Source organism: Streptomyces sp. NPDC034043 (assembly GCF_055575675.1).
On record NZ_JBVISF010000003.1, the window covers coordinates 399,901 to 425,954 of the forward strand.

Consider the following 26,054-nt stretch of genomic DNA (forward strand, 5'->3'; position numbering starts at 1 on the left):
CCCAGGAGGCGATGTTTCACGTGAAACGGCCTGATCCCAGGTGAAGAGGCCCGATGTTTCACGAGAAACGGCCTGCCGTCCATGTGAAACGCCTCCGGTTTCACGCGGGACGGCCTCCTGTTTCACGTGAAACATCGGCGGCCGTTATCGGGTCGCTCCTGCGACCAGCCAGCGACCCGAACGCGCGCGGAGCTGGAGGGTAACCATCCGGACCAGCATCATCACGGTCATGGCCCACCAGAGCGCGGTCAGACCGCCGCCGAGAGCCGGGACCAGGAGCGCGGCCGGCGCGAAGACGGCCAGGGTCAGCAGCATCGCCCACGCCAGGTACCGGCCGTCACCGGCCCCCATCAGCACTCCGTCCAGGACGAAGACGACTCCGCAGACGGGCTGGCTCAGGGCTACGACCAGCAAGGCGGGCAGCAGGGTGTTCTCCACCACCGGGTCGCTGGTGAACAGCGGGATGAACACCGGACGGGCCAGGACGACCAGCAGGCCCAGCACGACGCCGGTGACGACGCCCCACAACAGCATCCGGCGGCACACGGCCCGGGCCCCCTCGGTGTCACCGGCACCCAGGTGGCGGCCGATGATGGCCTGGCCGGCGATGGCGATCGCGTCCAGGGCGAAGGCGAGCAGGCTCCAGAGGGACAGCAGGATCTGGTGGGCGGCGATGTCGGCGTCTCCCAGCCGTGCCGCCACGGCTGTCGCGATCATCAGAATGGCGCGCAGGGACAGGGTGCGGACCAGCAGCGGCACCCCCGCCTGGGCGCAGGCGCGGATGCCCGCCGCGTCGGGCCGCAGGGAGGCGCCGTGGTGCCGGGCGCCCCGGACGACCACGAAGAGGTACGCGCCGGCCATGGCCCACTGGGCGGTGACCGTGCCCCAGGCGGAGCCCGCGATGCCGAGACCCGCGCCGTAGACCAGGGCCACGTTGAGGGCGCCGTTGAGGGCGAAGCCGCCGATGGCCACGTAGAGCGGGGTGCGGGTGTCCTGGAGGCCGCGGATGACGCCGGTGGCCGCCAGGACCACGAGCATCGCGGGGATGCCGAGCGCCGAGATCCGCAGGTACGTGACGGCGTACGGGGCGGCGGTGTCCGAGGCGCCGAAGAGGGAGACCAGGCCGGGGGCGGTGGGCAGGACTGCGACGAGGACGGCGGTGCCGAGCAGCAGGGCGAGCCAGATGCCGTCCATGCCCTGCCGGATGGCTGCCGGGAGGTCGCCCGCGCCGACGCGCCGGGCCACGGCGGCCGTGGTGGCGTAGGCGAGGAAGACGAAGACGCTCACGGCGGTGGTGAGCAGTGCCGCCGCGATGCCGAGGCCGGCCAGCTGGGGGGTGCCGAGGTGTCCCACGATGGCGCTGTCGGCCATCACGAAGAGCGGCTCGGCCACGAGTGCGCCGAAGGCCGGTACGGCGAGCGCGAGGATCTCGCGGTCGTACCGTTTCGCGGTCGTCTTCGTGGTGGTGGAGGCCTGTGTCATGTGCTCAATCTAATCTTCCACAGGTAATGGATGCAAGGCCCATAGGACCCTTACTAAGCCGCTGACTTGGGCGTTCTTTCCGGCCCGTCGGGGGCGATCTTGAGACAGTGGCCAAGAATTTTCTTCCCCGGGCCCTGCGTGCGGTGAAAGTGCAGGTCAAATGGGGTGCGGGGGTGGGTCAGGTGATTTTGTCCACAGCGTCGTCCCCCGCTCTGTGCACAGCTTCGGGCGACTTACCCACAGCATTGGCTCCGTCGTCCACATCTCATCCACACAGCCTGTGGATAACAAGATTGGCTGACGCCGCTCGCGGCCCTACCGTTGTGCGTTGCCCGGCGCGCCCACAGCCGCTTCGGGTGTCCCAAATGTCAGAGCCGTGGCGTAGAAAAGAGTGCCACGGCGAGGGTCCGCGTTCGCGGACGGAGGAGGCGGCCCGGTGAGCATGCCCGAGCCCATGGACGACCCCTGGGCCGACAGCGGTCCCAGTGACCGTCTGCCCGCCCGTCCGCGTCGCAGCGGCGAGGGCCGCGGCCGCGGGGACGACCAGCAGGACCGGGGCCGCGAGGGCGGCTCCTGGGACGGCGGAGGGGGCGGCTTCGAGCGCGTCCCGCCGCAGGACCTGGACGCCGAGCAGTCCGTGCTCGGCGGCATGCTGCTGTCCAAGGACGCGATCGCGGACGTGGTCGAGGTCCTCAAGGGGCACGACTTCTACCGCCCCTCGCACGAGACGATCTACCAGGCCATCCTCGACCTGTACGCGAAGGGTGAGCCCGCCGACCCGATCACGGTCGGCGCCGAGCTGACCCGCCGCGGCGAGATCAGCAAGGTCGGCGGCGCCTCGTACCTGCACACCCTGGTGCAGTCCGTACCGACCGCGGCGAACGCCGAGTACTACGCGGAGATCGTCCACGAGCGGGCCGTCCTGCGCCGCCTCGTCGCGGCCGGTACGAAGATCACTCAGATGGGCTACGCGGCGGACGGAGACGTCGACGAGATCGTCAACAGCGCCCAGGCCGAGATCTATGCCGTCACCGAGCAGCGGACCTCCGAGGACTACCTGCCGCTCGGCGACATCATGGAGGGCGCGCTCGACGAGATCGAGGCGATCGGCTCGCGCTCCGGCCAGATGTCGGGCGTCCCGACCGGGTTCACCGACCTGGACTCCCTGACCAACGGCCTGCACCCCGGCCAGATGATCGTCATCGCCGCCCGACCCGCCATGGGCAAGTCGACGCTCGCGCTGGACTTCGCCCGCGCCTGCTCGATCAAGAGCAACCTGCCGAGCGTCATCTTCTCCCTCGAAATGGGCCGCAACGAGATCGCCATGCGTCTGCTCTCGGCGGAGGCCAGGGTGGCGCTCCACCACATGCGCTCGGGCACCATGACCGACGACGACTGGACGCGGCTCGCCCGCCGGATGCCGGACGTCTCGGCCGCCCCGCTGTACATCGACGACTCCCCCAACCTGTCGATGATGGAGATCCGGGCCAAGTGCCGCCGGCTCAAGCAGCGCAACGACCTCTCGCTCGTCGTCATCGACTACCTGCAGCTGATGCAGTCGGGCGGCTCGCGCCGTCCCGAGAGCCGCCAGCAGGAGGTCTCCGACATGTCCCGAAACCTCAAGCTGCTGGCCAAGGAGCTGGAGGTGCCGGTGATCGCGCTCTCCCAGCTGAACCGTGGTCCCGAGCAGCGCACCGACAAGAAGCCGATGGTCTCCGACCTGCGTGAATCCGGCTCGATCGAACAGGACGCCGACATGGTGATCCTGCTGCACCGCGAGGACGCGTACGAGAAGGAGTCGCCCCGCGCCGGCGAGGCGGACCTGATCGTCGCCAAGCACCGAAACGGTCCGACGGCCACCATCACGGTCGCCTTCCAGGGCCATTATTCGCGGTTCGTGGACATGGCCAACACGTAGCATCCGATCATGGACGCGCTCTCTGAAGACCTGGAACTGCTCCCCGCAACCCGGCGTGCCCTCCGGCACCGGATCGCCGTCGCACAGCGCGAGGGGCGGACCCCTTCGCTGGTGGCGACCGTCGTACGCGGCGGGGAGGTGGTCTGGGAGGGCTCCCGGACCTCCGTCGAGGGCCACGGACCGGACGGGGACGTGCAGTACCGGATCGGGTCGATCACCAAGACCTTCACCGCGGTCCTGGTGATGCGGCTGCGGGACGAAGGCCTGCTGGACCTGTCGGACCCGCTGGGCAAGCACCTCCCCGGCAGCGGTGCGGACGAGGTGACCATCGGCCAGCTGCTGGCGCACACCTCCGGTCTCGGGGCGGAGACTCCCGGTGAGTGGTGGGAGCGTTCGTCGGCCGCATTGCGGCCGGAGCTCGCCGACGTGCTCGGGGCCGAGCCGTTCAAGCACGTACCGGGTACCCGGCACCACTACTCCAACCCCGGTTACACCCTGCTGGGTTCGCTCGTCGAGGCGCTCCGTGGGAAGCCGTGGGAGGAGGTGCTGCGCGCCGAGGTGCTGGAACCGCTGGGCCTGAACCGTACGAGCGCGCAGCCGCAGGCCCCGCACGCGGGCGGCTGGGCGGTGCACCCGTGGGCGGACGTGATGATGCCGGAGCCCTCCGAGGACCTGGGGCTGATGGCCGCGGCCGGTCAGCTGTGGTCCACCACCGGTGACCTGGCCCGGTTCGCGCGGCTGCTGATGCGGGGCGACGACCGGGTGCTGAGCGCGGAGAGCGCACGGGAGATGCGCACGTCTGCGGCTCCTCCGGAGCCCGGTATGGCGGAAGTCGGATACGGGCTCGGCCTCCAGCTGGCGGACCAGGGCGGGCGCCGGCTGGCCGGACACGGCGGTTCGCTGCCCGGGTTCGTCGCGGGACTCTGGTTCAGCGAGGCGGACGACGTGGCCGCGGTCGTGCTGTCGAACTGCACGTCGGGCCTGCCGGCCTCGACGGTGGCCACCGATCTGATCGCGATCGTCGCGGAGGCGGAGCCGCGCATCCCCGAGCCGTGGCGCCCGTTCAGGGAGGACGACCAGGTGCCGCTGGAACTGTGCGGCCCCTGGTACTGGGGTACTTCGGCGCAGGTCCTCCGGCTGAACTGGGACGGGTCCCTGGAACTGAGTCCGGTCGGGGCCACCGGCCGGGCGGCCCGTTTCCGCGCCGAGCCGGACGGCAGCTGGACCGGTCTGACGGGGTACTACGCGGGCGAGACGCTTCGGGCGGTCAGGCGTGAGGACGGCTCCGTGAGCCACCTCGACCTCGCCTCGTTCGTCTTCACGCGCGAGCCCTACGACCCGGGCGCCCCGGTGCCCGGCGGGGTGGACCCGCAGGGCTGGCGGGGCATCGGCTGACGCCTCCGGGGCCGTGTCCCTTCGGCCGCGGTGTTCAGGCGGCCAGTTCGCGCTCCAGCGGGGTGCGGAAGCGGGGGGTGACACGGGCGTCGCCCACCCAGTCGGTGAGGGCGGCGGCCTCGGCCGCGACCGCCTCCTCGGCGGCCTGGCCGGGGCTGCCCAGCAGCCGCCAGACGATCTCCCCGTCAGGACGCTGCGCCCAGCCGCCGACGATCTCGCCGTTCCACCACACGGTCGGCCCGATGTTGCCCGCGTAGTCGAACAGGGCGGGACGGTGGGCGGGGTCGAGGTGGAAGCCCCGGTCCGCCCACCCCATGGCGCTGGGGTCGAGGCCGGGCAGCAGGGCGGCCCACGGTTCAGGGGCCGGCTCGGGGACGGTGTCACCCGGGCAGACGAGTCCCGTTCCGCCGTCGTCGAGACGGACCTGCTCGGGCCCCACGCCGGCCAGCGCCGTGCGTACGTCGGTGAGGCTCCAGCCGGTCCACCACTTGAGGTCTGCCTCGGTGGCCGGGCCGTAAGCGTGGAGCCAGCGGCGGGCGATCTCCGCCCGCGCCTCGGCGACGGGCACGGAGGGCCAGGGCTGGGTGTGGACCCAGCGGAACTGGCTGGAGGTCCAGGTCCCGCGCGGCCGGTCCCGCCGGATGCGGCCGTCGGCGGCCAGGAGGCGGATGACGCGGGTGGCCACGCCGGTCTCGGCCTCGTACTTCTTGCCCCGGGCGATGGTGATCTTCTGCCGCAGGGCGGGTACCGCCGCGGAGAGCTGGCCGCCCGTGGAAGCACCCCGGGCGTCGAGCGCCTCGAGGGCGGCGGCCTCGGCGTGCGCCAGCCAGTCGGCGTCGAGGCCCCGGCCGTCCTCCTCCAGGTGCTTGAGGAGGGTCCTGCGTTCCTTCACCGCGATTCCCCGGGCGGTGGACGCGTCCACGTACGGGGCGAGACCGGCCGAGACGGCGAAGAGGGTGTTGCGCATGCTGAGCATGCGGACCACGCTGACGTCCTCGTACAGGGCCTGCTCGACCGCGTCGGGCCCGCCCTCGGCAAGCCGGGCCCGGACGGACAGGTACACGGTCGCGGCGTCCGTGGCGTGCAGGGCGACGACGGCGTCCGCGGCCTGGCTTGTGGTTCGGGCGCGGGCGGAGGGAGCCAGACGGTGCCGTCGGCCCAGACGGTGGCGACGCTCGGCGGTGGTGATGAGGGGGAGGCTGCGGCTCATCCTCCCGATCGTAGGCCGGGCCACCGACAGCGGCCCGGCCCGCTCCGGGGCTGCTCAGAGCTGGAGCTTGAACCCCACATGGGAGGGGGTGAAACCGAGCCGCTCGTAGAACCGGTGGGCGTCGGTGCGGGTCACGTCCGAGGTGAGCTGGACCAGCTGGCAGTTCTCCTGCCGGGACCGCGCGACGGCCCATTCGATGAACCGGGTCCCCAGGCCGCTGCCGCGTTCGTCGGCGTGGACCCGGACGCCCTCGATGATGGAACGGGTGGCGCCCTTGCGGGACAGTCCAGGAACGATCGTGAGCTGGAGCGTCCCCACGACGCGGTCGCCGCGGACCGCGACGACGAGGTGCTGGTGGGGGTCGTCGGTCAGCCGCTGCAGGGCCGCGATGTACGGGGTCAGGTCGTCGGGTGACTCGCGGGTGGCGCCGAGCGGGTCGTCGGCGAGCATGGCGACGATCTCGGGAAGGTCGGCCTCCGTGGCCGGGCGGATGGTCAGCTCGGGTGCGTCGGTCATGGGCAGGTGTCCTCGTTTCAGCCGGCGGCGACGGTGAGCGGCGCCCAGCGGCGGGACCAGTCGCCGGGCAGGCCTGGGATGTCCCGGGTCATGACGGCGTTGAAGGCCACGGACTCCATGCCGCGCGCCTTGAGCCACGTGAGGAGTTCCTCGTGGCGCACGTCCACATCGGTGCGCAGGTCCCGGTCGGTGCCCGCGGCCAATGCGGCGACCAGGGCCTTGGCGACGGCGGTGTCGCGGGCGATCAGGGGGCCGACGACATGGGTGTCCATGTTGGGCCAGATCGCGGCGTAGCCGATGAGGGCACCGCAGGGGTCCTCGGCGACGAGCAGCCTGTCGGTGAATGCCGGGAGCCGCGTGATGAGGTGGGTCCGGTCGGTCCCGAACACCTCCGTGTCCAGCCGGACGATTCCCTGGAGGTCCTCGGCGGCGGCCGGCCGGACGCGGACACCGGCAGGGCCGTCGGCCGGGCCGTCCTGCTCGCGGCGGAAGGCGCCTCGGAGCATCTCCGCGCGGCCCGTGACGCCGAAGCCGAGCTCCTCGTAGAGCGGGCGTCCGTAGGGGGTGGAGTGCAGGGTGAGCGGGACGCCGGGGAGCAGGTCGTCGCACACGTGTCTCATGAGGCGTCGGCCCAGACCCTTGCGGGCGTACCGGTCGGCGACGAGGACCATCCCGATGGCGGCGAGGTCGGGCTTCACGCCGGTGTCTCCGTACCGGGTGACGACACAGGCGGCGGCAAGCCCCTGGCCGTCGGGCGCGTCGATGCCGTAGCCGTCGCCGGCGGTGAGGAGCAGCCCCCACTTGTGGTCCTCGCGCGGCCAGCCGCGGTCCTCGGACAGGTCGGCGCAGTGCCGGAGATCTGCCATGGTCAGTGCGCGGATCGGCAGGTCGATGAGCTGTGGTGGTGTCACCGGCCCAGAGTGGATCACCGGCTCGGGAGGAGTCCAGGGAATTCGGGGATCCGTCAGCCGATGTTTCACGTGAAACACCGGCTCGTTTCACACACAGCCCGTCTCGCGCATGGGGTGTTGCCCGCCTCCGCTCGTGTCGCACATGGCCTGTTTCACGTGAAACATGGCTGGGCCACCGTGCCGGCCGCGCCCCAGGGCCCGCCCTTTCTCCGGCCGCCGCCGAGGGGAGTGCCCCGGCGGAACGGAGCCGCTAGCCTCGGCGGTTATGACTTCGCTGCACCTGTTCGATCTCGACGGGACCCTGATGTACGGCTCGGCCGCGCCGGTGGAGATCTCCCGGCAGCTCGGGGTGGACACCGAGATCGCCGCGCTGGAGCGGGCCTTCAGCGCGCGGAAGATCGGCCCGCACGAGTTCTCGGTGGCGGCCCGGGAGCTGTGGGCCGAGCTGACACCGGCGCACGTCCGGGCGGCCTTCGACGGGGCACCGTGGCTGGCGGGGATCCAGGAGGTCTGGACGGAGATCCGTGGCCGCGGTGACTACTGCGCGGTGATCTCGCTGTCCCCCTCGTTCTTCGTGGAACTGCTACTGGAATGGGGCGCGCACGCCGCTCACGGATCGGTCTTTCCCGAGGTGCCCTTCACCCGGCCCGTCGACGTGACCGGGATCCTGACGCCCGAGCGTAAGGTGGAGGTCGCGGACCAGCTGTGCGCGCGGTTCGGGGTGGGCCGCAGCGCCTGTGTCGCGTACGGGGACTCCATGACCGACGCGGTGCTCTTCGAGGTGGTGCCGCGCTCGGTCGCGGTCAACGCGCGCCCGTACCTGGCCGAGCGGGCCACCCATGTCTACGAGGGCCGCGACCTCCGGGAGGCGTACCAGCTCCTGGGCGCGGCACGCCCGGAAGTCGAGGAATCTTAAGGGGAAAAGGGGGTTCGAAACACCGTTTTTTCCATTCTCCCGCCGCGCACCCCGCCGACTGGCACGCTGTGAATCCCGGAACCACGGATTCGAGGCCGTGGCGTGTGAGACCCGACCGAGATGCTCGAAGCGAGGCACCGCATGGACGCTCCGCCCACCAGATCGGCCAGACCGACGGGCTGGATACCCGCCGGGGGCGGTGCGACGGAGCCCTCCCCGGACGCCGTCCTCATCCGCCGCACCCTCGCCGAGATCGCACCCGTCGCGGACAAGGTGACCTCGTACTTCTACGCGCTGGTCTTCACGAGCCACCCCGAGGTCCGGGAGTTGTTCCCCGCGGCCATGGACGTCCAGCGCGACCGGCTGCTGAAGGCCCTGCTGACCGCCGCCGAGCACATCGACGACCCGGCCGTACTGACCCCCTACCTCCAGCGGCTCGGCGCCGGCCACCGCAAGTACGGCACCGTGCCCGCCCATTACCCGGTGGTCGGAGAGGCGCTGATCGGCGCGCTGGCCCGGTACGCGGAACTCACCTGGGGACCGGAGGCCGAGGCGGCATGGGTGCGCGCGTACACCGCCATCTCGCAGACGATGATCGACGCGGCGGCGGCGGACGAGGCCAGGGCACCGGCCTGGTGGCACGCCGAGGTGGTCTCGCACGACCTGCGCACCTCGGACATCGCCGTGCTGACGGTCCGCCCCGATCAGCCGTACCCCTTCCTCGCCGGCCAGTACACCAGTCTGGAGACCCCGTGGTGGCCGCGGGTCTGGCGGCACTACTCCTTCGCCTCGGCGCCCCGCGCGGACGGGCTGCTGTCCTTCCACGTGAAGGCCGTCCCGGCGGGCTGGGTGTCCAATGCCCTGGTACGGCACGCCCGGCCGGGCGATGTCCTGCGGCTGGGCCCGCCGGCCGGTTCGATGGTGGTGGACCACAGCACCGACAACGGGATGCTGTGCCTGGGCGGCGGTACCGGCATCGCCCCGATCAAGGCACTGATCGAGGACGTCGCCGAGCACGGTGAGCGGCGCCCGATGGAGGTCTTCTTCGGGGCGCGCAGCGATCACGACCTCTATGACAAGGACACCCTGCTCGGGTTGCAGCGCTCCCACCCGTGGCTGTCGGTGCGCCCGGTGGTCGGCGAGGGGCTGGCCGGACAGCTGCCGCAGGCGGTCGGTGAGCACGGGCCCTGGAGCTCGTACGACGCCTTCATCTCGGGACCGCCCGCGATGATCCGCAACGGTGTGGACGCGCTGAAGCGGATCGGGATCCCCGGAGAGCGCATCCGCTACGACGCCCTCGAGGAGCTGGCGGGCGTGGCCGGCTGAGGCGTACGCAGCCGCCCGCTCCCCGGAGCCGTCAGCCCAGGTCGGGGGCGTGCATGGCGCGGACCCCCTCGATGTTGCCGTCGAGGTAGTGGCGCAGGGAGAGCGGAACCAGGTGGACGGCGGCGATGCCGACCCGGCTGAAGGGCACGCGGACGATCTCGTACTCGCCCTGGGGATCGTCGACTTCCGGGCCGTGCCGCTGGCCGGGGTCCATCGATTCGAGGCGGCAGACGAAGAAGTGCTGGACCTTCACCCCGGTCACTCCCCCGGTGGTGATGTGCTCGACGGTGTCGACGAAGCACGGCACCACATCGGTGATCTTGGCGCCGAGTTCTTCGTGGAGTTCTCGGTGGAGGGCGTCGACGACGGTGCGGTCCGAGGCCTCCACGCCACCGCCCGGCGTGAGCCAGTACGGGTCGACGCCTGGCTTGGTGCGCTTGATGAGGATCAGGTCGTCACCGTCGAGCAGGATCGCGCGGGCGGTGCGTTTGACCACGGGACGTTCGGTCATGGGAGAAGAGTGGCCCGCGCCCGCCCGTCTGAAACGCGTCAGCGGCCGGAAACGAGGGGCTCACCAGTGCGCGGCGGCGCGCAGCAGACGGTCGTGGGCCCGTGCCAGGTGGGCGAGCGCCAGGCTGCCCGCCCGGACCACGAGGAACCACGTGCGCAGCGGCGGGACGGCGGGATCCAGCAGGGAGACGACCTCCCCGCGGTCGAGGGCGTCCTGGCACAGGTAGCGGGGCAGGACGGCGAGTCCGGCGCCGGCCAGGACGCATTCCAGGACCGCCCGCAGGTCGGGGACCACCACCGTGGCGGCGGTGTCGGGCACCGAGTCGAAGACGGTGGCCCAGTAGCGGGTGACCAGCGGCAGGCTCTCGTGGACCTCGACGACCGGGATCCCGTCGAGCGCCGCGGGGCCCGAAGCGTTCAGTGCGGCCGGGTCGGCCAGGGCGGCCCAGTAGGGCGCGGCCACCAGCACCTGTTCCTCGTCGCAGAGGACACTGGCGGTGAAGGGGCCGCCGCGCGGACGGGAGGTGGTGACGACCAGGTCGTGCTGCCCGGCGGCCAGCCCGGCGAGGTTTTCCTCGGAGCCGGGCACCAGAGCGGTGCGCAGACTCTGGCCCTGGCCGACCAGGGGCGCGAGCGCGGGCAGTACGCGCAGGCTGAGGAACTCCGGGGGCCCGGCGAGGTGCAGGGTCCGCAGGGTTCCGGCGGCCTCCCGCTCGGTCTCGGCGATCCGGAGCAGCGCGTCGAGGTGAGGGGCGGCCTTGTGGGCCAGCTCGTCGCCGACGGCCGTGGGGGTGACGCCCCGGGCGCGCCGGTGGAACAGGGGCCGGCCGAGCTGCCGTTCCAGGGTGCGGATCTGTGAGGTGACGGCGGGCTGTGACAGCCCGAGGAGCGTGGCGGCCCGGGTGAACGAGCCGGCCCGGTGCACGGCGACGAAGGTGCGCAGCAGGGCCAGGTCCATGGCGGCCCCTCTCGGTGGGGGCCTTCAACTATAAATATGCCGATAGGCCCCTGTCGTTACCGTGATTGGACTCTGACACTGAGTCAACTAGCCTTGTCAGCGTGGTTCTTCTCGCGGGGAACCCGGCGCGGTCCGAGCCACCAGGGGGGAGGCTCGGACCGCATTCCTTCTTCCTCCGCCGCTCAGGCCCCGGCGGCCGCCGAGTCGAGGGCCCGCAGCACGTCCGCGACCAGGTCCTCGGGGTCCTCGGCCCCGGCGGAGAAACGGATGAAGCCCTCCGGCACGGCGTCGCCGCCCCAGCGTCCGCGCCGCTCCGCGGTGGACCGGACTCCGCCGAAGCTCGTGGCGTCCTCGACCAGGTGCAGAGCGGTCATGAAGCGCTCCGCGTGCGCGCGGTCCGGGAGGACGAACGAGACCACCGAGCCGAAGCCGCGCATCTGCCGGGAGGCCGTCTTGTGGGAGGGGTCCGAGGCGAGCCCCGGGTAGCGGACCCCGGTCACCTCGGGCCGGTCGGCCAGCACCTCGGCCACCGCCAGCGCGTTGCCCCACTGGCGTGCGGCCCGCAGCTGGAGGGTGGACAGGGAGCGGTGGGCCAGCCAGGCCTCCATGGGCCCCGGGATCGCTCCGACGATCTTGCGCCAGCGGCGGATGCCCGCGGCCAGTTCCGGGTCGCGGCAGACGACGTAGCCGAGCAGCAGGTCCCCGTGGCCGGTGAGCCCCTTGGTGCCGCTGGCGACGGAGAAGTCCGCTCCCAGTTCCAGGGGCCGCTGTCCGAGCGGGGTCGCCAGGGTGTTGTCGACGGCGACCAGGGCGCCCGCCGTGTGCGCGGCCCGCGCGAGGCGGCGTACGTCGCACACGTCGAGGCCCGGGTTGGACGGGGTCTCGATCCACAGCAGCCGGGCCCCGTCGAGGGCGGCGAGCTGCGCGTCCTGGCCGGTCGGCGCGGTGCGCACGTGGACTCCGTACGCCTCGAGCTGTTCGCGGACCAGGGGCAGCGCCTGGTAGCCGTCGGAGGGCAGGACGACGGTGTCGCCGGTGCGGGCCTGTGAGAGCAGGACGGCGGAGACGGCCGCCATTCCGGAGGCGAAGACGATGGTCTCCGCCCCTTCCCCGTCCGGTGCCTCCAGTTCGCCGATGGCCCGTTCCAGCAGGGTCCAGGTGGGGTTCGTGTCGCGGCCGTAGGTATACGGGCCCGAGACCTCGCCCGGGAGGTGGAAGTGGGCGGCGAACACCGGTCCGGGCAGCGGCGGCTCGTTCTTGACGGGCTCGGGCAGCCCGGCGCGTACGGCGCGTGTGCCGTCGCCGTACGCGCCGGACGCGGCCGGCGGTCCGGCGGTCCCGCCGGGAGTGTGCTCGTTCACGGGGTGTGCTCCTTCACGGCGGTGCGTACGGCGGCGGTCGGACCGGTGTTCGGCGGCCCGCTCAGTTCTTGTCGGGCAGGGCCAGGTTCACGGCCCAGGAGACGACGGAGATGATCAGGCCGCCGAGGACGGCGGTCCAGAAGCCGTCCACGTGGAAGCTGAGGTCGAACTGCTCGGCCAGCCAGGAGGTGAGCAGCAGCATCAGGGCGTTCACGACCAGGGTGAACAGACCGAGTGTGAGGATGAACAGCGGGAACGAGAGCAGCTTCACGACCGGCTTGACGATGAGGTTGACCAGTCCGAAGACCAGAGCGACCAGGATCAGCGTCAGTGCGCGGCGGCCCGTGCTGCTGCCGTCGTCGAGCGTGATCCCGGAGACCAGCCAGATGGCGACGGCCAGGGCCGCCGCGTTGGCGAGCGTCTTGACTACGAAATTCGTCATGTGTCTGATCGTGGCAGAGAAGATCCGGGCCGGGCATCGGCAGACCGGCGGATCCCGGGGCACCACCGGGCAAGAGCAAGGGGCACAGCGAAGATGAAGGCCTTCCGACTGGACGAGCTCGAGGCGGAGCGGGCCGCCAACGACGGCGCCTATCTGCAGTTCCTGCGGGAACGGAACATGTCGGTCGGGCTGTACGCGCTCGATGCCGGGCAGAGCGACCCGCAGCAGCCGCACCGTCAGGACGAGGTGTACTTCGTGGTGAGCGGCAGGGCATCCATCACGGTCGGGGAGGAGACGACGGTGGTGGCGAACGGCAGCGTCGTCTACGTCCCCGCGGGGGTACCGCACAAGTTCCACCACATCACCGAGCCTTTGAAGGTGATGGTGGTCTTCTCCCCGCCGGAGGGCTGAGCGCGGGTCGGACGGCCGCCGGACTGAGGGTCGTGCCCCGGAACCCCCTAAGGGGCGGGTCAGGGGGTTCCGGGGGCTCGAGGCCACCTGTGCGGCGCGGCCGGCTCCTAGCATCGAGAGCGAGGCAAGAAACGGACGCACGGACTCACGCGATCACCGGCTCAGTTCATGAAGCCGCGGACTCGCGGGGGTCACGGGGCACGGACGAGGAAGAGGTAGGAACATGGACGGGATCCGAGCGATGTTCGCGGGTATGCCCTGGTGGGTGAAGTGGGTCGCCGTTCCGCTGCTGGCGCTCTTCGTCTTCGGCGGAGTGATCACCTCGATCCTCGGCACGCTGATCTCGTTCGCCTTCAAGCTGCTGCTCTTCGTCGCCCTCGTCGGCGGCCTGGTGTTCGTGGTGAAGAAGTTCACCGGGAGTGGGTCGAAGGCCTCCTCCAGCGACTGGTAGCACCAGGCCCGCCCAACCCCACCCCAACGGGTAAGGGGATTGACCCAGGCGGGGGAATGGGACCGGCCAAACCGCCCACACGCCGGGAACCGGTGGATACAGTGGCAATCTGTGCCGTTCCCTGGGCGCCGATACCTCCGCTCGGACGGGCGGTCGTGTCGGGGCAACTGCTGGGCACGAACCCCAGGAGCCACGGCACACGCGGGGGCGGCCCCCGCAGGGCGGGCCCACCCCGAGGCCCGCCGCCAGGCCTGGGGGTGAGCTTTGTCTTCGGTTCACAATCCCGGTGTGCCGACCCTGATCGGTTCGGTGCAGCGGGCGTTGCGGCTGCTGGAAGCGGCAGGGTCCCATAGCGGGGGAGCCCCGGCGAAACAGCTGGCGCGCGAGGCCGGGCTCCCGCTCCCCACCGCTTACCACCTGCTGCGCACGCTGACGCACGAGGGCTATCTGCGTCGGCAGAGCGGGGTGTTCGTACTCGGTGACGCGGCCGGCCGGCTGGCGGGCGGTGGGCTCCAGCAGAAACGTCGCAGCATGATCCTCGACTCGCTCGCGCACTTCCGTGACACGGTCGGGGCCCCCGTCTACTTCGCGGTGTTCCGTGAGGGTGAAATCGAGATCGTGGGTGTCTCGGACACCCCCGCCAACCCCGTCTGCGAGGAATGGGCCGACGTCCGCGCGACCGGCCACGCCCACGCCATCGGCCAGTGCCTGCTGGGCCAGCTCGACGAGAAGACGCGCAAGGACTACTACGAGCGGCACCCGGTCGAGAGCATCACGCCTTACACCGTGCGGGACGTGCACTCCCTGGAGCAGCGGATCGGCTCCCGGGAACGGACGCAGCCCGTGATCGAGCGTCAGGAGTACGCCCTGGGCACGGTGTGCGCGGCCATCCCGATCACCGTCGGCGACACCGCCGCGACCGTGGCCATTTCTCTCCCCTTGCACCAAGAAGAACGGTTGCTCTCTGCTGTCGATAGCCTACGGAGTGAAGTAGGCGCGCTGTTGAGCACCCTCTCGTTCTCTATCAGTATCTGAAAACTCACTCCTTGTGATCTGCTGCCGCTTCCACCACCCTTGTCAAGAGGCCCTGGGGGATCATTCCTGGCCACTTCCACTACAGGGGTAGGCAATGCGCGATTCGGTACAGGCAGAGGTCATGATGAGCTTCCTCGTTTCCGAGGAACTCGCGTTCCGGATCCCGGTGGAGCTGCGGTACGACGCCCGTGACCCCTACGCGGTGCGCCTTACCTTCCACCTTCCCGGAGACGCGCCCGTGACCTGGGCGTTCGGCCGGGAACTGCTTCTCGACGGCATCAACAAGCCGAGTGGTGACGGTGACGTGCACATCGCGCCCACCGACCCCGAGGAGCTGTCCGACGTCCACATCCGTCTCCAGGTCGGCGGGGACCGGGCCCTCTTCCGCGCGGGCGCGGGGCCGCTCGTCGCCTTCCTCGACCGGACCGACCGGCTCGTTCCGCTCGGTCAGGAGCGCAGTCTGGGCGACTTCGAGGAGAGCCTCGACCAGGCGCTCGGCAAGATCCTCGCCGAGTCGCAGCAGGACGAGCGGAAGGCCGGCTGAGGCGCGGGGCCGGAAGGTCCCGCCGTCACCGAGTCCTTCAGCGCTTGCGCCGGCGCCGGCCCCGGCCACCGCGTGCCGGTCCGGCGGCCGGTCCCGCGGCCATGCCACCCGCAGCCCCCGGCCGGTCGGCGGAGACCACCAGCGCCGCCAGGGCGGTGGTCACGGGCACCGAGGCCACCAGCCCGATGGAACCGACGAGGGTCCGTACGATCTCCTCGGCGACCAGCTCGCTGTTGGCCACCGTCCCCATGCTGCTGTTGGCGATCGAGAACAGCAGCAGAAGCGGCAGAGCGGCGCCGGCGTACGCCAGCACGAGGGTGTTCACCACCGACGCGATGTGGTCGCGGCCGATCCGGATGGCGGCCCGGTACAGGGCGCGCGGGCCCATCGCCGGGTCCGCCTGGTGGAGTTCCCAGACGGCCGACGTCTGAGTGACGGTCACGTCGTCGAGTACGCCGAGCGATCCGATGATCACGCCCGCGAGCAGCAGGCCGCTCATGTCGATGCTCGGGTAGAGCCCGTGGATCAGCCCGGTGTTGTCGTCCGTGTTGCCGCTCAGGAACGCCCAGCCGATGAACAGCGAGCCCAGCAGGCCGATCAGCAGGAGCGAGACCAGCGTGCCGAGGACGGCTACCGAGGTCCGGGCCGTCAGCCCGTGGCACATGTAGAGGGCGATCAGCATGATCGCACTGGCCCCGATGACCGCGACGAGCAGCGGGTTCGAGCCCTGCAGGATCGCCGGGAGGATGAAGAGCGTCAGTACCCCGAAGCTGACGACGAGGGCGATGAGGGCGAACAGGCCGCGCATCCGGCCCACCACGACGACCGCGACGGCGAAGATGCCGGCCAGCAGCGCCATCGGGAACTTCCGGTTCAGGTCGATCACCGAGTACTGGAGGTCCCGGGGCGCGTCCGGCGCGTACGCCACCACCACCTCCTGGCCCTTCTCCAACTGCCGTGGCGCGCCGGGCTGGACGATCTCGAAGAAGGCCCGGCCCCGTTCCGGTCCGCTGGTCACCTCGATGGTGGCCTTCTTGCACTCGCCGGTCCTGGCGGCCTGCGCCTCGCGCCCCTCGGGGGTGGAGGTGTCGCCCGTGGGAGGGACCTGCGAGGCGTTGACCGATTTGCAGTCCACCTTCGCGAGAGCGACGACCATGCCCTGTTGGGTCTGGCGGTCGAAGCCCACCCCGGTGCGCTCGTGCGCGGGGGCGCCGCCGGGCCAGAGCACGGCCATGCCGATGAAGACGGCGGCGGCGAAGGGGATCAGTACGGCGGCGATCACCTTGCGCAGATGCTTGGAGACCGGAGCCGCCGGCCCGTGGCCGTGGCTGTGCCCGTGGCTGTGGCCGGAGGAGTGCCCGTGGGAGGGCTCGGCAGCATCCCCGTGGGACGCGTGCTCGGGGCCGGTGTGGCCCATGGGCTCGGTGGGCTCGTGGGGGGGCTGCGGCGAGGACGTCACCGGCAGATCATCGCAAGAGATGAGGGGGCCCACTGTTCAGCACGCCACACACGACGCTAACGTGGGGGCTACTTTGCACAACGCGGGAGCTCGGAGCACCGGGCTGAGAGGGCGCTGATCACCGTACGCGCATGAGAATGCGTACGGGAGGAGGCTGCGCCGACCGCCGAACCTGTTACCGGGTAATGCCGGCGTAGGGAGATCAGGTCTCATGACCATTCAGGACGCACGCACGCCTGCCGCCGACCAGAACGCCGACGGCCAGACCGAGCGCCAGCCCGGCTGGCACAAGGGATACCTGGCGGGCTCCCGCCCGGACATCCGGGTGCCGGTCCGCCAGGTCCACCTCACCAACGGCAAGGACGTGACGCTCTACGACACGTCCGGGCCGTACACCGACCCGCAGATCGAGACCGACGTTCGCCGGGGCCTGCCCCCGCTGCGGGAGCACTGGATCATCGGCCGCGGTGACACCGAGGAGTACGCGGGGCGCCCCGTCCGTCCCGAGGACGACGGCATCAAGCACACCTCTCCGCGCGGGGGCCTCAAGAACCTCGACGCGGTCTTCCCGGGCCGCCCGCGCCAGCCCCGCCGGGGCCGCGGCGGCGCCGCCGTCACGCAGCTCGCGTACGCCCGCCGGGGCGAGATCACCCCGGAGATGGAGTACGTCGCGATCCGCGAAAACGTCTCCCCCGAGGTCGTCCGGGAGGAGATCGCCGCGGGCCGCGCGGTGCTTCCGGCCAACGTGAACCACCCGGAGATCGAGCCGATGATCATCGGCAAGAGGTTCCTGGTGAAGGTCAACGCCAACATCGGCAACTCCGCCGTCACCTCCTCGATCGAGGAGGAAGTGGAGAAGATGACCTGGGCGACCCGCTGGGGCGCCGACACGGTCATGGACCTCTCCACCGGCCGCAACATCCACACCACCCGCGAGTGGGTGCTGCGCAACTCTCCCGTCCCGATCGGCACCGTGCCGCTCTACCAGGCCCTGGAGAAGGTCGACGGCCGGGCCGAGGACCTGACCTGGGAGATCTACAAGGACACGGTCATCGAGCAGGCCGAGCAGGGCGTCGACTACATGACGGTCCACGCCGGCGTGCTGCTGCCCTACGTGCCGCTGACCGCCCGTCGCAAGACCGGCATCGTCTCCCGCGGCGGCTCGATCATGGCCGCGTGGTGCCTGGCGCACCACAAGGAGAACTTCCTCTACACGAACTTCGAGGAGCTCTGCGAGATCCTCGCGACGTACGACGTCACCTACTCGCTGGGCGACGGCCTGCGCCCGGGCTCCATCGCGGACGCCAACGACGCCGCGCAGTTCGCGGAACTGAAGACGCTGGGCGAACTGAACACCATCGCCAAGCGGCACAACGTCCAGACGATGATCGAGGGCCCGGGCCACGTCCCGATGCACAAGATCAAGGAGAACATCGACCTCCAGCAGGAGATCTGCGAGGAGGCGCCGTTCTACACGCTCGGCCCCCTGACCACGGACGTGGCGCCCGCGTACGACCACATCACCTCGGGCATCGGCGCCGCGATGATCGCCTGGTGGGGCACCGCGATGCTCTGCTACGTGACGCCCAAGGAGCACCTGGGCCTGCCCAACCGGGACGACGTGAAGACCGGGGTCATCACGTACAAGATCGCCGCCCACGCGGCGGACCTGGCCAAGGGTCACCCGGGTGCCCAGGAGTGGGACGACGCCCTGTCGGACGCGCGGTTCGAGTTCCGCTGGGAGGACCAGTTCAACCTGGCCCTCGACCCGGACACCGCCCGTGAGTTCCACGACGAGACGCTCCCGGCGGAACCGGCCAAGACCGCGCACTTCTGCTCCATGTGCGGTCCGAAGTTCTGTTCGATGAAGATCTCGCAGGACATCCGCCGCGAGCACGGCGGTGACCTGAAGGCCGATGAGATCGAGGCGGGCATGGCGGAGAAGTCCGCCGAGTTCGCGGCCTCGGGCAACCGGGTCTACCTGCCGCTGGCGGACTGATCCGTGTGCGGAGGGCTGACCGACGGGATTCCGGGGGGAGTCGTCGGTCAGCCCTCCGCTGAGGCGGGGCGGCCGGTGAATACGGGTGGATGTTTCACGTGAAACGGGGCGACTTCTGTGGCCTCATTCCGGGGCGTGGCCCGTGCCGCCGAAGTCCGGACTGGTGAAGTCCGGCGAGCTGTAGCCGGGGCGGGGTCCCTCGGAGGGCGGGCCGGGGCTGGTGAAGTCCGGCGGGGTGTAGCCCAGGCTTGGGATGCGCCCGGCGCCCGGGGTGCGCGGCACGGGGTAGCCCGGTCCGGCGGTCGGGTCGGCCAGGGCGTCACGCAGGAAGGGCACGATGCCCCGCTCCAGCAGCGCGTTGCGCCAGGCCTCCCGGGCGCGGGAGAGCTCGTCCGGTATCGACACGCTCTCCTCCGCCGCGACCTCCGTGGAGCTGTTGCGCAGGGCCGTCACGAGCAGCGCGATCACCGCGAAGAGCAGGGCGACCACGGTGAGCCCGCCGAAGAGCCAGCCCGCCGTCAGCATCGTCTCGGCGAAGGCCGGGGCGGGCTCGATCATCTTGAGGCCGTATCCCACCAGCAGGAAGATCAGCATCGCGGTGCCCGCCAGCACCGGTGCGAGGACGCCGATCACCGCGCTCACGCCGGCCCCGTCGTCCTGGTCCTCGGCGCCGTCCTCGGTGCTCGTTCCCGGGGCGGACAGGACCGCGTCGCGCAGTTCCTCCCGCACTTTCACGTAGTGGTCGTACTCGGCGGCCGCCGCGGCGGTCAGCAGTGTGGTGGCGGCCTGGGCCATGGTGCGCAGTTGTTCGGCGTTCAGCCGTTCGCCCAGAGTGGCGAGTTCGGGCCGTTGGTCCGCGGTGCGCAGCGCCTCGTCGAGGAGCCGATCGAACTCCGGTCGGTCTTCGGTGAGCAGGTGCGGAGCGCTGGTCATGTGCATCCCCCGATGCTCCGTACGTGCCGGTATGCCCGCGTAGATCCGTGGATCCCGGCGTAAACGGAGGAGAGCCTGCTACGGATAGAGCGATGGTAGAGCGCCCCTGCCACGCCGTGACAAGGGCTTTGCTGAAATACCCCGCTCCGAGAACGCTCAGTCGCGCAGAGGTAGTTGAACGACGAGCAGCTTGCCCGCCATCGTCACGCCACCGTCCATGGCGATGGCCAGCCCGTCGGCGTACACGTGCGGCCCGTCCACGGCCTCGGGGCCGTGGGAGTCGTCGCCGTCCTCGGTGCCGACCTCGCCGAGCAGGTAGGGGATGGGGCTGTGGCCGTGGACGACGCGGCCGCCGCCGTAGGTGGCCAGGAGTTCCCGTACGGCCTGGGGGCCGGTCTCCTCGTCGCGGAAGGCGAACCGCTTGGTGAACTTGCGGAAGAGGTCCCAGGTGATGTCGGCGTCGTTGCGGTTGAGCAGCTCGTGGATGGTGTCGTTGACGTCCTCGATGGAGTCGCCGTAGTCGAGGTACGCGGTGGTGTCGGAGTGCAGGAGCAGGTGGCCGTCCTGCAGGGTGGCCGCGTCGAGGCGGGACATCCACTGGAGGTGGACGTCCTCCAGGCGCTCCATGTCGGCGCGCTGGCCGCCGTTGAGCAGCCAGGCGGCCTGGAAGGTGGCGGTACCGGCGCCGGAGGACACGGGGGTGTCGCCGAAGCGCTTGGCGCCGATGAGCAGCAGCTCGTGGTTGCCCATCAGGGCCTTGCAGTAGCCGCCGGCGGCGGCGGCCTCGGCGGAGAGCCGCATGACGAGGTCGATGACGCCGATGCCGTCGGGGCCGCGGTCGGTGAAGTCGCCGAGGAACCAGAGCCGGGCGTTGCCGGCGGACCAGCGGCACTCGGCGTCGATGAGGTGCTGCGCCTGGAGTTCGCTGATCAGCTCGTCCAGGTATCCGTGGACGTCACCGACGACGTACAGGGGGCCGGGACCGGAGCCGGGGGCCTCCTGGGGTACGTACTGGACCTGCACGGTGTGGCCGGGCCCGGTCGCCGCGCCGCGGCCGATGACGGGGAGGTCGCGCTGCGTGGGCGTGTAGCCGTCGTCAGCGCCGTCGGCTTCCTCGTACTCGACGTCGCCCGCGGCGCGCTGCTGCGGGACGGTGTCCGTGCCGGGGCGGGCGTGGGGAGCCGCGGCGGGCCGGTCGGGGGCGTACCCGGGCCGAGGGGGCGCGAGGGGCGCGCTCTCCTCGTAGTACGCGGGGTACTCGCCGTACACGGGGGGCTCGCCGGCCAGCGCGGCCGGCACGGTGTACGGCGCGGGTTCGGTGACCGGCACCCGGAAGTCCCGCAGCGTGTCCGTCCGCATCGCGGGTCCCTGACCGGCCCCCTGAGTCATCGACCCCTCCACCACCGTCGCGCTGCCGTACACCTGCGGACCCCTCACCTCCTGGGCGGAGGGTCCGTGATGTCGTGCGCCCATCATAGGAATGCGGCTCGCGCTCTGTGACGCACCAGGGGTGGTGAATCCTGGCCGGAGCCGTTCCTTCCTGCCCTTTTCTCCCGATTTCAGTGTTGTTGAAATCCTCAGCGGGGCCGTGGGTCCCGCCCATGTGAGGGTGCGGAGGTCAGTCCTGGGCCGGTGTGCGCGGTGGGCTGACGGTCGTCCGGGGCGTTCTGCGCTGAGAGGAGGTACGGATGATCAGCTCGGTGGGCACGACCTGCTCGACGGGGCGTCCGGTGTCCACTCCCTCGATCGCGTCGATCAGCAGCTGTACGACGGCGGTTCCGATGCGGCGGGGTTTGAGGGAGAGCGTGGTGATGGGCGGTTCGGTGTTGGCGTAGACGGTGGATTCGCTGCAGCAGACGAGGAGCAGGTCTTCGGGGACGCGCAGCCCGTAGCGCCGGGCGGCGGCGAGGAGGTCGGTGCCGTTGGGGTCGAAGAGCCCGTACACGGCGTCCGGACGGTCGGGGCGGGCGAGGAGCCGGTCGGCGGCGACGGCGCCGGCGCACGGGTCGTGGGCGGGGTAGGACTCGTAGACGGGGTCCTGGCCGACGCGTTCGCACCAGTTGAGGTAGGCGGTCGTGGAGAGCCGGGTGTAGGTGTCGGTGGTGGTTCCGGTCAGCAGCCCGATGCGGCGGGCGCCGGCGGCGGCGAGGTGGTCGAGGAGGCCCAGTACGGCGGCCTCGTGGTCGTTGTCCACCCAGGCGGTGACGGGGAGGGTGCCCGCCGGCCTGCCGTCGGAGACCACGGGCAGGCCCTGGCGGACCAGCTCGCTGACGACCGGGTCGTGGTCGGAGGGGTCGATCACGACGGTGCCGTCGAGGGCCACGTTGGACCAGACGTCGTGTCGTGAGGTGGCGGGCAGGATGACGAGGGCGTAGCCGCGGGCGAGCGCGGCGGAGGTGGCGGCCCGCGCCATCTCGGCGAAGTACGCGAATTCGGTGAAGGTGAAAGGTTCATCCCCGTACGTGGTCACGGTCAGGCCGATGAGGCCCGACTTGCCGGTACGGAGCGTGCGTGCCGCGGCGGAGGGGCGGTACCCCAGCCGGTCGGCGACTTCGCGAACGTGGCGGCGGGTGGCGTCCGGCAACCTCCCCTTGCCATTGAGCGCGTCGGAGACGGTTGTGATGGACACGCCCGCCGCGGCGGCCACGTCCCTGATTCCGGCCCGGCTCTGTCGGCCGCCGACCCGCCGGGTGGTCTCGGTCCGGCTCACCTGATGCTTCCCTGCTGCTGTCATGGCGAGCCGATAGTAGGGCTCGCGGGGCAGGGTGGTTCAGGTGCATATGCACGCGTTGACAGGCACGATTCTGCACGGTTCGCCACCCCCAATGACCATGGAATTGAAGGTACTTACCGCTCTGTCCCGAGGGTGGGGCTTGTGGACGGGTACGAGCATGCCAAAACGGAGCCGTCCTGGGCCGCTCTCAACTCACCTGCACGAGGGACGCGCGCCACGGCGCAGGCCACCGGCGCGCGCATATATGCGTGCGCTCCCCCTGTGTTCCTGGCGCCCGCCATTCTCGGATCGGCGGAATCCTCATAAGGTGAGCAGTATTGAGTCGACGGAGACGTCGACGGGACGGTCGAGGAGGACCTGCGGTGAGCGAGAAGAGCCCGAAGCTGCGCGCCGAGCTGGACGGCATCCCCACCTACAAGCCCGGCAAGCCCGCGGCCGCGGGCGGGGCCGTCGCGTTCAAGCTGTCCTCGAACGAGAACCCGTATCCGCCGCTTCCCGGGGTCCTGGAGACCGCGGTAGCGGCCGCCGGCCGGTTCAACCGCTACCCCGACATGGCGTGCACGGGTCTCGTGAACGAGCTGGCGGAGCGCTTCGGGGTGCCGGTCGAGCACATCGCCACGGGCACCGGCTCGGTGGGCGTGGCCCAGTCGCTGATCCAGTCGACGGCCGGCCCGGGTGACGAGGTCATCTACGCCTGGCGGTCCTTCGAGGCCTACCCGATCATCACGCAGATCTCCGGCGCGAAGTCGGTGCAGGTGCCGCTGACCGAGGGGGACGTCCACGACCTCGACGCGATGGCTGCCGCGATCACCGACCGGACCCGCCTGATTTTCGTTTGCAACCCCAACAACCCCACCGGCACCGCCGTGCGCCGCGCCGAGCTGGAGCGGTTCCTGGACCGGGTGCCGTCGGACGTCCTGGTGGTGCTGGACGAGGCGTACCGGGAGTTCGTGCGCGACACGGACGTTCCGGACGGCATCGAGCTCTACCGCGACCGCCCGAACGTGGCCGTGCTGCGGACGTTCTCCAAGGCGTACGGGCTGGCCGGCCTGCGCGTCGGCTTCGCGGTGGCGCACGAGCCGGTGGCCGCGGCGCTGCGGAAGACGGCGGTGCCCTTCGGCGTCAGCCAGCTCGCCCAGGACGCGGCGGTCGCGTCGCTGCGGGCCGAGGACGAGCTGATGGGCCGCGTCGGGGCGCTGGTGTGCGAGCGCAACCGGGTGCACGAGACGCTGCTCGCGCAGGGCTGGACGGTTCCGGACACCCAGGCCAACTTCGTGTGGATGCGGCTGGGGGAGCGGACTGCCGACTTCGCGGCGGCCTGCGAGAAGGCCGGTGTGGTGGTCCGGCCCTTCGCGGGCGAGGGCCTGCGGGTCACGATCGGTGAGACCGAGGCGAACGACCTCTTCCTGCACGCGGCGGAGGCGTTCTTCAAGGAGCTGTAGTCAGGGTCGGTCGTCAGACGAGTTCCACGCGGACGGGGTCGCCGTCGCGGATGGTGGCCAGGAGGCGGGCGTCGCCGTCGAACGAGCCGAGCACGTTGCAGGGGCTCGCCAGGCGGCTCTCGCCCCCGCGCGAGATGGGCGTGGGGCCGTAGGGCAGGGCGAGCGCGTCGCCCTCGGTCCAGAAGGCGACCGTGCCCGGCTCGACGACCTGCCGGGCGTCGTCCTCCAGGGCCACGGAGACCCCGGTGTCGAAGTAGACCTCCTCGCCCCAGGTGTTGGCCGAGGCGGAGATCGGCAGGGCCGCGGCCAGCGCCTTGCTGGTCGGGGTGTCGTCGAGGGTCGCGGTGAGCAGGCCCGCGGGCCAGGAGATTCGAATCTGCATGGCCACATTCAACAATCTGTTGAAATCCTTGGCTAGTGGCCGATAAGGGGACCCCGGCTGATTCCGGCCGCAGGGGGTGCGTCATAATGCTTGTGAATGTGAACGCGTTCACAAGCGTGTCCTGCTTCCTCCCGGTATGGGAGGGAACCCGCCAGGCAGACTGCCCGCTGTGACCACGGCGACGACAAGGAGAAGACGACGTGGACCTAGCTTTGGCGCCTGAGACATTGGCTCGCTGGCAGTTCGGCATCACCACCGTCTACCACTTCCTCTTCGTGCCGCTCACGATCTCGCTCGCCGCGCTGACCGCCGGCCTGCAGACCGCGTGGGTCCGGACGGAGAAGGAGAAGTACCTCAGGGCCACCAAGTTCTGGGGCAAGCTTTTCTTGATCAATATCGCGATGGGTGTCGTCACCGGCATCGTCCAGGAGTTCCAGTTCGGCATGAACTGGTCCGACTACTCGCGATTCGTGGGGGACGTCTTCGGCGCCCCGCTGGCGTTCGAGGCCTTGATCGCCTTCTTCTTCGAGTCGACCTTCATCGGCCTGTGGATCTTCGGCTGGGACAAGCTGCCGAAGAAGATCCACCTGGCCTGCATCTGGATGGTCTCCCTGGGCACCGTCTTGTCCGCCTACTTCATCCTGGCGGCCAACTCCTGGATGCAGCACCCGGTCGGCTACCGCCTCAACGGGGAGCGGGGCCGGGCCGAGCTCACCGACTTCTGGGCGGTCCTCACCCAGGACACGGCGCTCACCCAGTTCTTCCACACCATCACGGCCGCGTTCCTCGTCGGCGGCGCGTTCATGGTCGGCATCGCAGCCTTCCACCTCGCGCGCAAGAGGCACGTCCCGGTGATGCGCAGCTCGCTGCGGCTCGGCCTGGTGGTCATGATCATCGCCGGTATGGGCACCGCGATCAGCGGTGACCTGCTCGCCAAGGTGATGTTCAAGCAGCAGCCGATGAAGATGGCCGCCGCCGAGGCCCTTTGGGACGGCGAGGCGCCGGCTCCCTTCTCCGTCTTCGCCTACGGAGACGTGGAGAAGGGCCACAACAAGGTGGCCGTCGAAATCCCCGGCGTGCTGTCCTTCCTCGCCAACGGCGACTTCAGCTCCTTCGTCCCCGGCATCAACGACGTCAACAAGGCCGAGCAGGAGAAGTTCGGCCCCGGCGACTACCGCCCCAACATTCCGGTCGCGTACTGGGGCTTCCGCTGGATGATCGGCTTCGGCATGGCCTCGCTCGGGATCGGCATGCTGGGGCTGTGGCTGACCCGCAAGCGGTTCCTGCTGCCGCCGGCGCTGCGCACCGGTGAGGACGAGGTCCCCCATCTCGTCCTCGCCAAGAAGCCGCTCGGCCCCCGGTTCTCCCGGCTGTACTGGATCGTCGCGCTCTGGACCATGCTCTTCCCGCTGATCGCCAACTCCTGGGGCTGGATCTTCACCGAGATGGGCCGCCAGCCCTGGGTGGTCTACGGAGTGCTGCGCACCAGGGACGCCGTCTCGCCGAACGTCTCGCAGGGCGAGGTGCTCACGTCGATGATCGGCTTCACGCTGCTCTACGCGGTGCTCGCGGTGATCGAGGTCCGGCTCCTGGTGAAGTACGTCAAGGCCGGACCGCCCGAGCTGACCGAGGCCGATCTCAACCCGCCCACCAGGATCGGCGGGGACGACAAGAACCCCGACCGGCCGATGGCCTTCTCGTACTGAGGCTGAGGAGACC

Annotated in this window: 24 protein-coding genes; 11 read left to right on the forward strand and 13 right to left on the reverse strand. The window is 70.6% G+C overall.

Annotation, left to right across the window (positions count from 1 at the left end; translation table 11 throughout):
• Window positions 1–144 precede the first annotated feature (144 nt).
• The gene (locus ACZ51S_RS10345; protein WP_468475168.1) at window positions 145–1,482 is read right to left on the reverse strand and encodes an MATE family efflux transporter; all 1,338 of its coding nucleotides are present in this window, start codon (window positions 1,480–1,482) and stop codon (window positions 145–147) included.
• A 454-nt stretch (window positions 1,483–1,936) separates the two neighbouring features.
• On the opposite strand from ACZ51S_RS10345, the gene dnaB reads away from it, so the two are divergent.
• The gene (gene dnaB, locus ACZ51S_RS10350; protein ID WP_388933696.1) at window positions 1,937–3,400 is read left to right on the forward strand and encodes a replicative DNA helicase; all 1,464 of its coding nucleotides are present in this window, start codon (window positions 1,937–1,939) and stop codon (window positions 3,398–3,400) included.
• Between the two features lie 9 nt (window positions 3,401–3,409).
• Window positions 3,410–4,795 carry a serine hydrolase domain-containing protein gene (locus ACZ51S_RS10355; RefSeq protein WP_468475169.1) on the forward strand — a complete coding sequence of 462 codons (1,386 nt, stop codon included), beginning with the start codon at window positions 3,410–3,412 and terminating at the stop codon, window positions 4,793–4,795.
• 34 nt (window positions 4,796–4,829) lie between these two features.
• Here ACZ51S_RS10355 and ACZ51S_RS10360 read toward each other — a convergent pair whose 3' ends face one another.
• The 3 genes from ACZ51S_RS10360 to ACZ51S_RS10370 are packed head-to-tail and all read right to left on the reverse strand — an operon-like array spanning window position 4,830 to window position 7,432.
• On the reverse strand, window positions 4,830–6,005 hold the full coding sequence (locus ACZ51S_RS10360; RefSeq protein WP_468960466.1) for a winged helix DNA-binding domain-containing protein: 1,176 nt from the start codon (window positions 6,003–6,005) through the stop codon (window positions 4,830–4,832).
• Window positions 6,006–6,059: 54 nt separating this feature from the next.
• Window positions 6,060–6,521, reverse strand: a complete 462-nt coding sequence (locus tag ACZ51S_RS10365) for a GNAT family N-acetyltransferase (RefSeq protein ID WP_468960468.1) — start codon at window positions 6,519–6,521, stop codon at window positions 6,060–6,062.
• A gap of 17 nt (window positions 6,522–6,538) precedes the next feature.
• Window positions 6,539–7,432, reverse strand: coding sequence for a GNAT family N-acetyltransferase (locus ACZ51S_RS10370; RefSeq protein ID WP_468960470.1), 894 nt, complete (start codon window positions 7,430–7,432; stop codon window positions 6,539–6,541).
• Between the two features lie 265 nt (window positions 7,433–7,697).
• Here ACZ51S_RS10370 and ACZ51S_RS10375 point away from each other — a divergent pair, with 265 nt between their 5' ends.
• Both ACZ51S_RS10375 and ACZ51S_RS10380 read left to right on the forward strand, forming a co-directional pair.
• Window positions 7,698–8,348: an HAD family hydrolase gene (locus ACZ51S_RS10375; protein ID WP_468475172.1), complete on the forward strand. Its 651-nt coding sequence runs from the start codon at window positions 7,698–7,700 to the stop codon at window positions 8,346–8,348.
• Window positions 8,349–8,489: 141 nt separating this feature from the next.
• The gene (locus tag ACZ51S_RS10380; RefSeq protein ID WP_468960472.1) at window positions 8,490–9,674 is read left to right on the forward strand and encodes a globin domain-containing protein; all 1,185 of its coding nucleotides are present in this window, start codon (window positions 8,490–8,492) and stop codon (window positions 9,672–9,674) included.
• Between the two features lie 31 nt (window positions 9,675–9,705).
• Here ACZ51S_RS10380 and ACZ51S_RS10385 read toward each other — a convergent pair whose 3' ends face one another.
• The 4 genes from ACZ51S_RS10385 to ACZ51S_RS10400 form a co-directional block, all read right to left on the reverse strand.
• Window positions 9,706–10,185, reverse strand: coding sequence for an NUDIX domain-containing protein (locus ACZ51S_RS10385; RefSeq protein WP_388932724.1), 480 nt, complete (start codon window positions 10,183–10,185; stop codon window positions 9,706–9,708).
• 60 nt (window positions 10,186–10,245) lie between these two features.
• Window positions 10,246–11,142: a LysR family transcriptional regulator gene (locus ACZ51S_RS10390; protein WP_468475174.1), complete on the reverse strand. Its 897-nt coding sequence runs from the start codon at window positions 11,140–11,142 to the stop codon at window positions 10,246–10,248.
• Window positions 11,143–11,324: 182 nt separating this feature from the next.
• Window positions 11,325–12,503 (reverse strand): cystathionine gamma-lyase, encoded by a 1,179-nt coding sequence (locus ACZ51S_RS10395; protein ID WP_468475175.1) that lies wholly within the window; start codon window positions 12,501–12,503, stop codon window positions 11,325–11,327.
• A gap of 61 nt (window positions 12,504–12,564) precedes the next feature.
• Window positions 12,565–12,945 carry a phage holin family protein gene (locus tag ACZ51S_RS10400; protein ID WP_388932717.1) on the reverse strand — a complete coding sequence of 127 codons (381 nt, stop codon included), beginning with the start codon at window positions 12,943–12,945 and terminating at the stop codon, window positions 12,565–12,567.
• A 93-nt stretch (window positions 12,946–13,038) separates the two neighbouring features.
• On the opposite strand from ACZ51S_RS10400, the gene ACZ51S_RS10405 reads away from it, so the two are divergent.
• The 4 genes from ACZ51S_RS10405 to ACZ51S_RS10420 all read left to right on the forward strand — a co-directional run bounded on the left by ACZ51S_RS10405 (window position 13,039) and on the right by ACZ51S_RS10420 (window position 15,386).
• On the forward strand, window positions 13,039–13,356 hold the full coding sequence (locus ACZ51S_RS10405) for a cupin domain-containing protein (protein ID WP_388932715.1): 318 nt from the start codon (window positions 13,039–13,041) through the stop codon (window positions 13,354–13,356).
• A gap of 223 nt (window positions 13,357–13,579) precedes the next feature.
• A complete protein-coding gene (locus tag ACZ51S_RS10410) occupies window positions 13,580–13,807 on the forward strand; it encodes a DUF5326 family protein (protein WP_388932712.1) in 228 nt (75 codons plus the stop codon).
• Between the two features lie 288 nt (window positions 13,808–14,095).
• Complete coding sequence (locus tag ACZ51S_RS10415) at window positions 14,096–14,842, forward strand: IclR family transcriptional regulator (protein WP_468960474.1); 747 nt, start codon at window positions 14,096–14,098, stop codon at window positions 14,840–14,842.
• A 94-nt stretch (window positions 14,843–14,936) separates the two neighbouring features.
• A complete protein-coding gene (locus ACZ51S_RS10420) occupies window positions 14,937–15,386 on the forward strand; it encodes an SsgA family sporulation/cell division regulator (RefSeq protein WP_468475177.1) in 450 nt (149 codons plus the stop codon).
• A 37-nt stretch (window positions 15,387–15,423) separates the two neighbouring features.
• Here ACZ51S_RS10420 and ACZ51S_RS10425 read toward each other — a convergent pair whose 3' ends face one another.
• Entirely contained in the window at window positions 15,424–16,878 is a 1,455-nt protein-coding gene (locus ACZ51S_RS10425; protein WP_468801517.1) for a YibE/F family protein, read from the reverse strand.
• A gap of 178 nt (window positions 16,879–17,056) precedes the next feature.
• Here ACZ51S_RS10425 and thiC point away from each other — a divergent pair, with 178 nt between their 5' ends.
• Window positions 17,057–18,844 carry a phosphomethylpyrimidine synthase ThiC gene (thiC, locus tag ACZ51S_RS10430; RefSeq protein ID WP_468801519.1) on the forward strand — a complete coding sequence of 596 codons (1,788 nt, stop codon included), beginning with the start codon at window positions 17,057–17,059 and terminating at the stop codon, window positions 18,842–18,844.
• A 123-nt stretch (window positions 18,845–18,967) separates the two neighbouring features.
• Here the strand turns inward: thiC and ACZ51S_RS10435 are convergent, their stop codons facing one another.
• From ACZ51S_RS10435 to ACZ51S_RS10445, 3 genes are all read right to left on the reverse strand, one after another.
• The gene (locus ACZ51S_RS10435) at window positions 18,968–19,783 is read right to left on the reverse strand and encodes a hypothetical protein (RefSeq protein WP_468475180.1); all 816 of its coding nucleotides are present in this window, start codon (window positions 19,781–19,783) and stop codon (window positions 18,968–18,970) included.
• A 150-nt stretch (window positions 19,784–19,933) separates the two neighbouring features.
• A complete protein-coding gene (locus tag ACZ51S_RS10440; RefSeq protein ID WP_468960573.1) occupies window positions 19,934–21,181 on the reverse strand; it encodes a metallophosphoesterase in 1,248 nt (415 codons plus the stop codon).
• A 214-nt stretch (window positions 21,182–21,395) separates the two neighbouring features.
• A complete protein-coding gene (locus ACZ51S_RS10445) occupies window positions 21,396–22,511 on the reverse strand; it encodes a LacI family DNA-binding transcriptional regulator (protein WP_467885302.1) in 1,116 nt (371 codons plus the stop codon).
• Window positions 22,512–22,873: 362 nt separating this feature from the next.
• Here ACZ51S_RS10445 and hisC point away from each other — a divergent pair, with 362 nt between their 5' ends.
• Window positions 22,874–23,953 carry a histidinol-phosphate transaminase gene (hisC, locus tag ACZ51S_RS10450; protein ID WP_467885299.1) on the forward strand — a complete coding sequence of 360 codons (1,080 nt, stop codon included), beginning with the start codon at window positions 22,874–22,876 and terminating at the stop codon, window positions 23,951–23,953.
• 13 nt (window positions 23,954–23,966) lie between these two features.
• Here the strand turns inward: hisC and ACZ51S_RS10455 are convergent, their stop codons facing one another.
• Window positions 23,967–24,335: a cyclophilin-like fold protein gene (locus ACZ51S_RS10455; RefSeq protein ID WP_468960477.1), complete on the reverse strand. Its 369-nt coding sequence runs from the start codon at window positions 24,333–24,335 to the stop codon at window positions 23,967–23,969.
• A 200-nt stretch (window positions 24,336–24,535) separates the two neighbouring features.
• Here ACZ51S_RS10455 and ACZ51S_RS10460 point away from each other — a divergent pair, with 200 nt between their 5' ends.
• Complete coding sequence (locus tag ACZ51S_RS10460) at window positions 24,536–26,041, forward strand: cytochrome ubiquinol oxidase subunit I (RefSeq protein ID WP_468475181.1); 1,506 nt, start codon at window positions 24,536–24,538, stop codon at window positions 26,039–26,041.
• The last annotated feature ends 13 nt before the right edge of the window (window positions 26,042–26,054 follow it).